The 12,994-nt window shown below is 47.6% G+C and carries 10 protein-coding genes; 8 read left to right on the top strand and 2 right to left on the bottom strand.

What is annotated here, in order from left to right; all coding sequences use genetic code 11:
• The first annotated feature begins 102 nt into the window (after window positions 1-102).
• The 7 genes from MH144_RS06830 (at window position 103) to infC (ending at window position 8,586) form a co-directional block, all read left to right on the top strand.
• Window positions 103-2,217 carry a putative PEP-binding protein gene (locus MH144_RS06830; protein WP_239298629.1) on the top strand — a complete coding sequence of 705 codons (2,115 nt, stop codon included), beginning with the start codon at window positions 103-105 and terminating at the stop codon, window positions 2,215-2,217.
• A gap of 217 nt (window positions 2,218-2,434) precedes the next feature.
• On the top strand, window positions 2,435-4,372 hold the full coding sequence (locus MH144_RS06825; protein WP_239298627.1) for an LTA synthase family protein: 1,938 nt from the start codon (window positions 2,435-2,437) through the stop codon (window positions 4,370-4,372).
• Window positions 4,373-4,619: 247 nt separating this feature from the next.
• Window positions 4,620-5,627 carry an LLM class flavin-dependent oxidoreductase gene (locus tag MH144_RS06820; protein WP_239298625.1) on the top strand — a complete coding sequence of 336 codons (1,008 nt, stop codon included), beginning with the start codon at window positions 4,620-4,622 and terminating at the stop codon, window positions 5,625-5,627.
• A gap of 95 nt (window positions 5,628-5,722) precedes the next feature.
• Window positions 5,723-6,469, top strand: coding sequence for a metallophosphoesterase family protein (locus MH144_RS06815; RefSeq protein ID WP_239298623.1), 747 nt, complete (start codon window positions 5,723-5,725; stop codon window positions 6,467-6,469).
• Window positions 6,470-6,572: 103 nt separating this feature from the next.
• Window positions 6,573-6,896, top strand: a complete 324-nt coding sequence (locus tag MH144_RS06810; RefSeq protein ID WP_221806960.1) for a (2Fe-2S) ferredoxin domain-containing protein — start codon at window positions 6,573-6,575, stop codon at window positions 6,894-6,896.
• A gap of 168 nt (window positions 6,897-7,064) precedes the next feature.
• Window positions 7,065-7,997: a manganese-dependent inorganic pyrophosphatase gene (locus MH144_RS06805; protein ID WP_239298621.1), complete on the top strand. Its 933-nt coding sequence runs from the start codon at window positions 7,065-7,067 to the stop codon at window positions 7,995-7,997.
• Window positions 7,998-8,094: 97 nt separating this feature from the next.
• Entirely contained in the window at window positions 8,095-8,586 is a 492-nt protein-coding gene (infC, locus tag MH144_RS06800; RefSeq protein WP_239298619.1) for a translation initiation factor IF-3, read from the top strand.
• Window positions 8,587-8,759: 173 nt separating this feature from the next.
• Here infC and MH144_RS06795 read toward each other — a convergent pair whose 3' ends face one another.
• The gene (locus tag MH144_RS06795; RefSeq protein ID WP_239298617.1) at window positions 8,760-9,584 is read right to left on the bottom strand and encodes a protein-glutamine gamma-glutamyltransferase; all 825 of its coding nucleotides are present in this window, start codon (window positions 9,582-9,584) and stop codon (window positions 8,760-8,762) included.
• A 282-nt stretch (window positions 9,585-9,866) separates the two neighbouring features.
• Here MH144_RS06795 and MH144_RS06790 point away from each other — a divergent pair, with 282 nt between their 5' ends.
• On the top strand, window positions 9,867-12,608 hold the full coding sequence (locus MH144_RS06790) for a PAS domain-containing hybrid sensor histidine kinase/response regulator (protein ID WP_239298615.1): 2,742 nt from the start codon (window positions 9,867-9,869) through the stop codon (window positions 12,606-12,608).
• A 100-nt stretch (window positions 12,609-12,708) separates the two neighbouring features.
• Here MH144_RS06790 and MH144_RS06785 read toward each other — a convergent pair whose 3' ends face one another.
• Window positions 12,709-12,921: a cation:proton antiporter regulatory subunit gene (locus MH144_RS06785; RefSeq protein ID WP_095287562.1), complete on the bottom strand. Its 213-nt coding sequence runs from the start codon at window positions 12,919-12,921 to the stop codon at window positions 12,709-12,711.
• Between the last annotated feature and the right edge of the window lie 73 nt (window positions 12,922-12,994).

Here is a 12,994-nt window from a genome sequence, read left to right as displayed (position 1 = left end):
GTCCTTGACTGCGCGTTTGCATCATACCATTAACAAGAGGGTAATTCGCAACATGCGAATACCTCTAAGCATAGCCATGGAATGGCGGATGGGAGCGCTGTAATGACGACACGGGTAGTTCTGTTGGAAGAAGGCACGGCAGAGATGAAGGGACTATTGGGCAGTAAAGGAGCCGCGCTTGCGGAGTTATGCCAGGCGGGGTGGCCTGTTCCGGCAGGATTCACCATTACAACGGAACACTGTCACGAGTTCCTTAGCTACTCAGAACCACCTTTTGCCGAAGGTTCCGAAGATCTAGACAGGGCAGTTCAGCACCTGGAACGCTATACGGGCACAGCCTTTGGTGATCCGGAGGCTCCGCTTCTGCTTGCTGTGCAATCCAGTGACGTGCTTCCCCGGGATGCGAACTCCTTGGTGCTGCTTAACGTAGGTCTTAATGACATTACAGTAGAAGCTCTTGCCAAGCGCATCAACAACCGCCCGTATGCACTCAACTGTTACCGGGTACTGCTGCAGAATTATGGCTGGTTGGTTTATGGCATCCCACATGAGGTTTTCGATGAACGATTGGGCGATATCACGAGTTTGGATGAAACGAGACTTGAGTATGCTATTGCGCAATATAAAGGCGTTATTGAAGAACAGGGATATCCCTCTTTCCCTCAGGATGTGCAGCTTCAACTGCACAGGATCATCCATGCATTCTCCCTTTCCGATTTAGGATTGCATAACCGAAGCCTGAGCTCCACTTCGATGGCCTATAGTATGCCCGTTTTGATTCAAGTGATGGTGAATGGAGAGTGTGGAGATCGCTGCGGAACCGGTACAATCTACTCACGTCATCCGTTGACTGGGGCCAGAGGGATCTATGGCGATTACATGACGTTTACAGGCTCAGGGTCTGACCTGGAGGAACTGGAGCAGGTCAGGCATGCGGAACCAGAGTTGGTTGACCAGCTATTGCAAGCGAGCCGTGAGCTGGAGAGAGTGAACACCACTGTTCAAGAAATTAAATTTGTCATTGAGTCCGGGAAGCTTTACCTTTTACAAGCCCGGGATGCACGTTTAACTTCTGAAGCTGTAATCAGGACCATAGTGGATTTTGCAAATGAAGGTTTGATAACCAGGGAAGAGGCACTGCTGCGTGTCGAGTCATCTAACGTAACTCCCACATCTGAACTTCAGCAGTTGCTCGAATGGGCAGATGATGTGAAAAATATAACGGTACTCGCAAATGCAAGTCATCCTCGTGATGCTGTCATAGCCCGCACGCTTGGAGCCGACGGAATTGGCATCTGCCGAACCGATCATATGTTATTGTCTTCCTCGCGGATGCCTTATGTACAAAAGATGGTGCTGGCAGAAACCGATGCTGAGCGCAAACGTGGTCTGGAACGGCTGCTGCCTATGCTGCAGTCTGATGTAGAGCAGATTTTCGAAGAAATGAATGGATTACCAGTAACGATAAGACTATTCGATCCTCCATTATATGAAATTCTCCCGGATGTGGATGAGTTGGTGAAACGTCAAGAGGCATTACAGCTAGGCCATGCAGGAGGACTTGATGTGCACCGGCAGGAGCTAAGTCGAATGATCCAGCTTGTAGAGCGGCTGCATGAGCAGCATCCGATCAGCAGGCAGCATGGGTGTCATATTGGAACCGTTTTCCCGGAAATCTATGAAATGCAGGCAGAAGCCATCTTTCGTGCGGCGCTCAAATGCATTCGCCAGGGATTGTGGGTTCGCCCGGAAATTCTCGTAACGTCAAGAGGGCCCGGTAGCGAGCTGCAAATAATCAGAGAACTGATTGATCAAGTGGCTGAACAGATTCTGGGGGAGGAGAGACGTCACTGCCATTACAGGGTAGGCTCGCTGATTGAAGGGGCTCAGATGGCTCTGACCGTGGCCCATACAGCCAGGCAGGCTGATTTCCTGTCATTTGGAGCAGAGATTCTGCATCTGGATGGGGGAGAACAACTACTGGAACGCGCTGTCGTTCAGGCTCGGCTTCGTAAACCTCAGTTGATCGTAGGTCTCTGTGCGGAGGAACATGTTGACCTCAGTACCTTTACCTACAGCCAGCGTATGGGAATGGATTACGTAAGTTGTCCGCCTAAACAGGTGGCATTCGCCAGAATTGCTGCTGCTCAGGCCGTACTCATTGCACGAATGCAGAACAGTGACGTACAGGTTGATGATATATCAACGACAGCTTAACCTAGGCGATTGGCACGATTCAATGAACGTCTTCCTATATGTAAATTATAAATTGTAATAGGCGTTCTTGTCCTAATTTCAATTCAGACCGGATGCTGCAGCATGCTAGTTACAGGAATTCGGGTCCGTTCATGGAATACAAATAGCAAAACTGTTATACTGAAATATGCGTTTTGTTAAATGAACGTAAAATTTCAGATAAGGGTTGAAAGCGACCATGTTAAATTCCAAAAATGAACGGACCTCTTCACGGATCTTATTTGCCGTTTTGTTTATCCTTATGCTGCTGAAGCTGTCGCTTTTGCGGTATTTCTTTTTCCAAGGGCTGTCCGGGATCGGTCTGGTGACAGATGCATTGGGAGCTCTGACCGTCGTGTGCATCCTGGATCTCATTGTGCCGAAACGCTGGAAGCGGATGGTGTACGGCGGGTTTAACCTGCTCTTTTCCCTCGTCCTATTTGCGGCAACGCTGTATAACGTGCATTTTAGCTCTGTACCCACATACACGGCACTCAGCGAGATCGGGCAGGTTGCTCAGGTACGGGGGAGTATTGGACCACTGATACGTCCTTCCCATTTTTTGTTCTTTGTTGACATCGTGCTTGCGCTGCCGGTTTGGCTCATTATGCGTCGCAGGCATTCGGGTGTAAGGAACGGAAGTTACCGGGACAGCGGTTTGCATTTCGGAAAAATGCGCAGAAGATACTGGGGCAAGCTGGGGGTAGCTCTTACGGCTGCATTCTGTATCGTGCTGTCAGGCAGTTTTATTGTCAAAGGCGAAACCATTGATAACGAACTGGTACGAGCTGAAAATCTCGGATTTTTGAATTATCAGGTCTCCTCGGCGATATTGACCAGCAAGGAAAACGAAGCTATAGCGAACGGCAATATTAATGAAACGATTGACAAGATTAATCAACTGGTGAGCAAATATCCATATCAGGACAAAACTAACCAGGGATCGGCGATCAAAGCCAAATATTTTGGTCAGGCCAAAGGCAGCAATCTGATTGTACTGCAATTGGAATCCTTTCAGAATTTCCCGATTAACGCTTCACTGGATGGTCAAGTATTGACGCCGGTACTGAACGATTTAGCCAAAGAAAGCTATTATTTCTCTCATTTTTTCCAACAGATCGGTCAGGGAAACACCTCGGATGCCGAGTTTATGTCCAATACGTCCATCTATCCAACCGGGGTCGTTCCGATGTCTGCCGGGTATAGTGACCGCGAGCTGCCAAGTCTTCCGAAGCTGCTTCGCAACGAAGGCTACCAGTCAGAGACGTTCCACGTCAATGACGTGACGTTCTGGAATCGGAACAAGATGTATCCGGCTCTCGGTTTTGATCGATACTTCGATAAGCCAAGCTTCGAGAATGACCGTTTTAACGATTTTGGTCCTTCGGATGAGGAGTTATATCGTGTAGGTGTGGAGAAAATGGCTGCACATCAAGCGGCAAACCAGCCGTTCTATGCCCAGTTCATTACAGCATCGAGCCACTCACCGTTCACGGTTCCAGCGGATCGGGCGCGCATTACCATTCCTTCAACGATCACGAACACGTTGCTTCATGATTATTTGCAGGCGATTAATTACACCGATTATGCAGTAGGTCAGCTTATTGATCAGTTGAAAGCGAACGGGTTATGGGAGAATACGACACTCGTCATCTACGGCGATCACTTCGGCTTGCCCGCAAATGACGAGATTACCGAACAGATTCAAGCGAGCCTGAATGTTCCGTATGATGGCAAAGTGAGCCGTTTTAATATCCCACTCTTGATTCACACGCCAAACCAGGTTAAAGGTCAATTGATTGAACAGCCTGGTGGTCAGCTCGACATTCTGCCTACAGTAATGAACCTAATGGGTGTATCGTTAAAAGAAGAACAGTTCACTGCATTTGGGCATGATCTGCTGAATATGGACCACAATGCATTCGGTATTCGGTATTACTTGCCGACAGGCTCGTTTGTCAACAATGACATTATGTTTATACCAGGTGCAGGTTTTGATGACGGAACAGCTTATTCGCTTAAAACATATGAACCGGTTACCGATCTGGAGCCGTATCGTTCCGATTACGAGCATGTACTCAGCCTCATGAAGCTATCTGACGAGTATGTGAAGCTGCTGCCCAAACGAGCACCATAATCAGAATATAAAGCTTTGATTATAATATGAAGTGCCACCAGCTGTTGCTGGTGGCATTTTTTTATTCAGTGTAAACGGGACCGTGTATATTAAAGAAGAAGAGGAACAAGTTTTTTTAATCGCAATTCCACAGATAAGAATAAAGAGATTTTGAAACTGTAATTAATAATGTTACAATGAAGTAAGTGTGAATTTTGCATTAGAAAAATACAGCCAGCAACGCATTCGACGAGAGGAATGAATATAGATGAAACTTAGTGTACTTGAACATGGACATATCAATGAAGGACGCAGTGTGCAGGACACCCTTCAGGAGACTGTGACGTTAGCGAAGCATGCCGATGAACTGGGGTTCTCCAGGTTCTGGATGTCCGAGCATCATGGCGGCGGAGCACTGTCCTTTTCCAGTCCGGAGGTCATGATCGCTCATGTCGCAGCTCATACCGATCGGATTCGGGTCGGTTCCGGTGGCGTAATGCTGCCTCATTACAGCGCCTACAAAGTCGCGGAGAACTTCCGTCTACTGGAGGCACTGCACCCTGGACGAATTGACCTTGGCATTGGCCGAGCGCCAGGCGGCATGCCGATTGCGAGCCGGGCTCTGAATGAGGGCAAGGCTTCCAATGTACAATTTTTCCCGCAGCAAATTGCTGACCTGGGCGGGTATTTCCACGAGCAGCTGCCAGAGGATCACCGTTTTGCATCTCTGGTAGCCGGACCGTCTGTACCAACTGTACCTGAAGTATGGCTGCTGGGCTCCAGTTCGGAAGGTGCCCGAATTGCTGCAGCACAGGGTACGTCCTATGCATTTGCACAATTTTTCGGAACACCTGGTGGGGAAGAAGCGATGAAATACTATCGCAGACATTTCAAACCATCCATTCTGAATGACAAACCTCATTCCATGATTGCCGTAGCGGCCTTCTGCGCAGAGACGGAGGAAGAAGCAGCAGAACTGGCTCGTAGTAATGAACTGTTCTTTTTGCGTCTGGGCAGAGGATTAGAGCAGAGTTCATTTCCTTCGCTGGAAACAGTGCATAATTATCCTTATACCGCGATGGAAATGGAACAGATTCGCCAGCGCCGCTCCTTCTCCATTATTGGTACACCGGATCAAGTGAAGGACAAAATTACGGCCATGGCTGAACGTCATGAAGCAGACGAAGTCATTATTGCATCAGCCATTCATTCGTTTGATGCACGCCTGCGCTCTTTTGGCCTGATTGCTGAAGCTTTTGGTCTCAAGAAGGATTAGAGCCGGTTGAACTGGAATTTATATTCTTAGGGGTTGGAGTCCCGCTATGCGGGGCTTCAATTGTATTCTTGTGTAAGCAGAGAGGAGGAATTCACATGCGCAGATGTATCATAAGTGATATTCATGGCTGTTATGATGAATTCAATGCGCTGCTTCGTCAAGTGCATGTTGACCTCAATCAGGATGAACTGATTCTCCTTGGAGATTATGTGGACCGGGGACCGAAAAGTCGGCAGGTGGTTGAGCAGATCATGGAACTTAGGGAGAAACATGGTGTTGTGGTGATTAAGGGTAATCATGATGCGATGATGGTCAAAGCCCTAATGAATGACGTGGAAGAGTATGATCTGCACTGGATTCGCAATGGCGGATTGCAGACTCTGGGCAGTTACGTGGAGATCCGTTTTGATGAAGAGCAGATGGATTGGACTGCCTACATGGAAGCCAAGCACTGGATTCGCAGCCGATACGAGCATCACCTCCGTTTTCTGAGTGAGCTTCCACTTGTTCATGAAGTACCAGGTTATATCTTTGTGCATGCAGGAATCAATCCGGATGTAGAGGATTGGCGCAGCCAGCCTGAACGGGACTTTATCTGGATTCGGGAGGACTTTTACTCAAGGCCCACATCCATCCCGAATACGGTGGTATTTGGACACACACCAGTGAAGCACCTGCATGATCGTGCAGATATCTGGTTTGACCCTAGTGGTGACAAGATCGGCATAGATGGCGGATGCGCGTACGGTGAGCAATTGAACCTGCTTGAGATCTGTGAGGATGGCAGTTTACAGACATTTCATGTGAAAAGGGGAGAGACTGGAGAAGGCTTGGCAGATTAATATTTGCATTGCGTAACCAGGTTCCGTGTGCTACTTTATATTTTTATGAAAGATACTTGATTATCAATACATATCATAGAAGTCGAGGGGAATGAACCGAGTTTTGGCTATTTATAATCTGGATCAACTTCAGCACCACATCCTGCTCTGCAACGGTGGTACTTGCATGCGGAACGAAGGAGAGGAAGTCACTCAGGCTGTACGGGATGAAATTCAGAAGCAGCAGGCCGGTGGATTTATTCATACAACACGAACACGCTGTAACGGGCAATGTGACGATGCTTGCGTGACGATCGTGTATCCGCAGGGAGACTGGTATGGCAAAATGACCCCGGAATCCGGCCGTGCATTGGTACAGGCACTCTGTGAAGGGGAGAAGCTGGAGAGTCATCTGATTGCGAACGTGGCTCAACCAGCCTCCAAATAGTATTGCAGGCATTCTCCCTTTTCCAGTATGAAGCAGACCCTGAGAACGAATTTCAATCAAAACGCTGTTAAGGGTTTGGAATTAAGTCTTATTGACGCTATAATCAGTAAGGTATGATTTGAATTATGACATGATTATTCTAATCACAATTGACGGAGGGCTATAAATATGGAAAAAGCGTTAATCTTTGGTCACAAAAATCCCGACACGGATACCATCTGTTCTGCAATTGCGTATGCGGATCTCAAAACTAAACTGGGACAGGACGTTGAAGCTGTGCGTCTTGGTGAAGTGAACGGCGAAACCCAGTTTGCACTCGATCATTTCAAAGTGGAAGCTCCACGTCTGATCAAAACGGCTGCGAACGAAGTAAACAAGGTTATTCTGGTCGATCACAATGAGCGTCAGCAAAGTGTAAGCGATATTGAGGAAGTGACCGTGGCTGAAGTTATTGACCATCACCGCATTGCTAACTTCGAAACAAGTCAGCCTCTGTATTTCCGTGCAGAACCAGTAGGTTGCACAGCAACCATTTTGAATAAAATGTACAAAGAAAACGGCGTTGAAATTAGCGCACCAATTGCAGGACTGATGTTGTCCGCGATCATTTCGGATTCCCTGTTGTTCAAATCCCCAACTTGCACGGAGCAGGATGTAGCAGCAGCACGTGAGCTGGCTGCCATTGCGGGTGTGGATGCTGACAGCTACGGTTTGGATATGCTGAAAGCCGGTGCGGATCTGAGCCAGAAAACAATTGCAGAACTGATCTCCCTGGATGCCAAAGAATTTGCCATGGGACAAGCCAAAGTGGAAATTGCACAAGTGAACGCTGTTGACGTTAACGATGTGCTTGTGAAACAACCTGAACTTGAAGCAGCGATCGAAGCGATTATTTCAAGTAAAGGTCTCGATCTGTTCCTATTCGTGGTAACGGACATTCTGAACAATGATTCCGTTGCACTGGCTTACGGTAAGTCTACCAAAGCGGTTGAACAAGCATACAATGTGACACTTTCCGATAGTAAGGCAGTGCTGAAAGGCGTTGTGTCTCGCAAATCGCAAATCGTTCCTGTTCTGACCGAAGCGTTCAATACCCTGTAAGTGAACCATCGAACACGAATATCGCGTTAATCTGATCCAAGCCTGCTCTGATCTGTCATAGGTCAGGACAGGCTTTTCCCGTAAAGGAGGGTACACCATGATTAAGAACGAAAATATCAAAGCATCCGAGATAGAATTGACCGGACTGAACGGCGAAGATCTCGGTATCATGTCCACAAAAGAAGCTTTGGCCCTTGCCAAGCAGCATAAAGTTGATCTGGTATGCCTGTCGCTGATGACAAGCCCGCCACCCTGCAAACTCATCCGTGCTGGAGCAGCCAAACAGGAAGCTCAACAGGAGAAGAAAAAATCCGGTAAATCGCCGGATAAACGCAAGGTTAAGGAGATCCGTCTCAACTTGCAGATGGAAGACCATGACCGAGATACGAAACAAGCTCAAGCGGAGCGTATCTTGAAAAAAGGTGATTCGGTAAGACTGGTCATACAGGTTCACGGAAGCAAAGAAGGCGCCGCAGGTAAGGAGTGGGCTGAGCAACTGAGTAAATCTCTGGCTGAATACGGCAGCAAGACAACAGGTATTCAGGTAAGTGGCAAGCAGGTTGTTGTCCAGTTGGACCCAAACGCATAACAGTTTGATTTGTACCTGACGTACCGAAGTTTGGCAAGCCGTTGTGGTTTCCAATATGCTATGCAAAGAAGCCCAATGAAAAGACAGTGAATCTGTTTTTTCATTGGGCTTTATTTAGGTTGCGGACAAACGTTTTACTTTTCTCTGAATCCACGTTAACCAAACGTTCAGCTTCATGTTCGCAGATACCGGCTGCCGCCAATCCGTACATATAATTGCCCCGGCAATACAGGCGTAGTTCCTGCAGGTGCATTCATATCACTATTTTCGGCGAATCGGGATAGATAATAAAAATCGGGATAAATCACGTTATCCATCAAGTAGGCTGAAACTTGACTTCCGGGAGTGCGGAATTGGTTCAATGTACGAATAATCTGTCCCCCGGAGGCGATACCGATGCCATGACCATAGTACAGGTCTTCACGGAGCATAATCGTATTCTCCCCTTGCCACTCTGGCGTTTCGGAAGAGACATCCTGGTTTTTGAAATAGAGTACATCCCCCGGAAGTGCGGTATGGCTGCCGTTCTTCTCAGTTAAGCGCAGATCGCTATCGTAGTGCCAATCGAAGAGCAGCAAGTTGCGAAAGAGCGAATTGAAGGCCTCTTCGCGAATACTTCCAAGCACGCCTCCGTACAGCACAATGACCGTTGCGGTTGCGCATTCAAACGCGTACAGGGAGCCATTCCTCCAAATGTCCCGAATGCCTTCGGCCGGAGTTACATCCGGTCTGAGTTCAAATCCTCCCTCATTGTTGAGATTCCAGTAGGCGGGATTACATCGGGATTTTTCAAATGAAGCAAAGCTGACCCCGCTGGCATTCAACCCCTCAGCTGCGTGAACCAGAGAGGCGCGAAGCTTCCATTCGAATTGCAGATGATCCATGGATTGATAGGAATATATGGTCGGTCTGTTCTGAAGCTGCTGCAACCAATGCCATTCAAAAGCAGACCAGTGAGTAGGTACCAAATCAACGGGTTGATTCGCAACGATGATCATACATGACAACCTCCGTTTCGTTGAATGTTCGGGCTTGTGTTAACCGGAACCTCACGCGTATCTTTTAATATATATGACGATTGGCACCCGGAATTGTACTCCGTTTGAACAATCCGGGGAAAAACGCACACAAAATGTCGATTCATGCAAAAGATTCAGTAGATATCGTTTAATCATCATCCTATTTGGGGTACTACTCTATAGATGAAGTTATGTACAGCGCAGGCTGTTAATTACGAATAATATGGATGAAAGAATAATTTGAAAAAAGGAGGATAAGCGGTGTCGAATCCAATTACAGAGAGTCGCTCTCTGTTTGAGCAATTATATAAATATGCACCAATCGGCATTGCTGTTGCTTCGCATGTGAACGGATGTTGGCTCCAGCTAAATCCTGCGTTTTGCGAAATGCTGGGATTCAGTGAAGATGAGCTAATCGACTCACCGATTGTACATATGATCCATGATGTAGATCAGGAGATGGAGAGATTCAGGGCCAACTTCTGGGATATGACGAATGGGGTAAGCCAGATGTATGAGACTGAAGTTCGATTAAAGCGTAAGGATGGTACTCTTCTGTGGTCGACCATACGGGCCTGCATTGTTAGGGATGAGGAGAACAACAATCCGCTTTATTTGCTTGTACAGGCAGCGGATATTACGAGGCAAAAGGAAGCGGAGCAGCACTTGATTGAACAGCGCAAACAGTTGGAAGAGAGCACTCGAATCTCTCGTATGCTTACGGAGTCTTCTCTCGATCTTATTGCCATACATCGTGCTGATCAGGAACGCACTTTCAAGTATGTGTCACCAGCCAGTCTTGGGATGCTGGGGTATAAGCCTGAAGAAATCGTGGGTCAATCCGGACTATTCTGCATTCATCCGAACGATATTCCACTCGTGGAGGCGTATGTTGCAGGACAGATCCAGGGTCTGGCACCAGACCGTATTAGCTACCGTCTGCTGCATAAGGATGGTTCTGTAGTGTGGGCCGATACGATAACTCACTACATCTATGACGAGCAGGGAAATCTGCAGGAGATGATTGCGGTGACCCGTGACATTACGGCGAGCAAAAAGCAGGAGCAGAGTCTACAGGAGTATCAGTCACTCTTTGACTGTAACCCGTTAGGCGTAGCTTCGCTTGATTTGGATGGGAATTTGCTGAAGGCAAATGTTAGCCAAGAGCATCTGACGGGACACTCCAAGGACGAACTGCTCAGTCAATCCTTTGATCATCTTATTGATCCTGTGGATCTGGCCAAGACCCGATACCATTTTGAAGAGTCTGTCAAAGGAGAAGCCCAGAGTTATGAGATTGGGCTTATTCATCAGGACGGACGCCGAATTGAATCCAGAGTTATCAACGTTCCCATAATCCTTGAGGATCGAGTTGTCGGGGTGTACGGTATTACAAGTGATATCACAGAGTCCAAAAGATATGTGGAGGAAATTGAGAATCTAAGCTACGAACGTGCCCTGATTCTGAATGCGATGTCTGAAGGCGTGATTGGACTCGACCAAAACGGAAAATTGATATTTGCTAACCCGGCTGCAGCTGAGATGATGGGTTTCTGTCCAACCGAGATGAATGGGTTACACTTCGAGCAGATTATTTTGCAGATGCAAAACGAGGCAATTCCTTATCCGGTCAATGAAACACCCATTGTAAAGGCTGTTCGGGAAGGTCGCAGTTTGCCTAGATCGGAATCCGTTTTCTGGAGGCAGGACGGTTCCAGCTTCCTCGCGGAATTTCAGCTGAAACCGATTATGGATCAAGGAAATACCCGCGGAGGAGTGCTGGTGTTCCGGGATATGACTTCGGTAAATGACATCATTCGTGCCAAGGAAGCAGCCGAGCAGGCGGACCGTGCCAAATCCGAGTTTCTTGCGATTATGAGCCATGAGCTGCGTACTCCGCTGAATGGGATTATGGGTATGGCCCATCTGTTAAAAGAAACAGAGCTTGATGCAGAGCAATCCGGATTTGCTGAGATCATTATTGATAGTGGGGAGTCGCTGCTTCACATTCTCAACGAGATACTTGATTTCAGTAAAATCGAAGCGGGTAAAATGGATCTGTCGCGCGACGCAGTGGATATCCAGGAGATGCTGGCGAGTGTTGTCGAACTGTTTGCCCTAAAAGCTGCCGAAAAAAATATAGAACTGTATTGTGAGATGTCTGATCAGATTCCTGAGCGTGTTAGGGGGGACGAAACCCGAATCCGTCAGATTCTGATCAATCTCGTGGGCAATGCGGTTAAATTCACGGAGAAAGGGAGCATTCAGATTCGTGTGGGTGTGAACGTCCCTGAAGATGGTGATCCGAACAAACTCCAGCTCTCTTTTGTCGTAAAGGATACGGGAATCGGCATCCCCATGGACAAACAGCATCAATTGTTCCAATCCTTCTCCCAGCTTGACCCGGCCATTAATCGCAAATACGGTGGAACTGGTCTTGGACTTGCGATTAGCAAGAAGCTGGTTGAATTAATGGATGGTGCCATTGGGGTGCATAGTGAAATGGGTAATGGAGCCGAATTCCATTTTACTCTGCTGCTAGAGAAGTGGCAGGACGAGTCTGGTGATGGAATGGAAGCCTCAGATCATACTTGGATCGAAGATGATCAATCCTTGCTTGCAGCAAATATTCGCATCTTGATTGCGGAGGATCAGCCGGTGAACAGCCACCTGATGGAAGAGTTGCTGCGTAAGCTGGGCGGAGTGTGTGACATCGTTGAGAATGGAGAGGAAGCGGTGCGCGCACTCGAAAGGGAATCCTACGATATCGTCTTCATGGATATCAAAATGCCTATCATGGACGGAATTGAAGCAACCTGTAAAATAAGACAAAGCCATCCCGAGATTCCGGTCATCGCTGCAATAACGGCATTTGCGGGTGCGAGTGATCGTGAGGCATGCCTGGAGTGCGGAATGCAGGATTTTATTAGCAAGCCATTCAGTTCATCCGAAATTACTCGTGTACTGCGCACCTGGGTGCCCTATATCCGGGCTAATAGGTGAATGCTGGACACTTGAAAAATTAAAATGAAACCAAAAAACCTGCTCCCGGTTAAAGGGGCAGGTTCTTTGGTCTATAACCGTAGTCCATGACCGCAAGGAATCAGGACCATCCTCCGATCAACCCGGAGAGGGTTACGCATTCATCATCTTCCAGTTCCGCAATCAATGTAAGTTCTTCCTGATCGCTTGGATCAACGGAGAACAATTCACGGCGTCCATCTTCGTGTTTAATAATAACCAGTTGGTTGCCGCTTTTTGTATCAAACTGGTACTTAACTCCGATACCAGGCAGTGGGCATTCCCGGATATTCATGAAACCTGTCACCTCTTTAGTTATTCCATAATGAATTTAACCGTTCACACAGTACGGATGTATTCTACTATCC

Source organism: Paenibacillus sp. ACRRY, assembly GCF_022346995.1.
Classification (GTDB): Bacteria; Bacillota; Bacilli; order Paenibacillales; family Paenibacillaceae; genus Paenibacillus.
The sequence above is the reverse complement of the archived record's forward strand: the minus strand, read 5'-3'. Positions and strand labels throughout refer to the sequence as shown.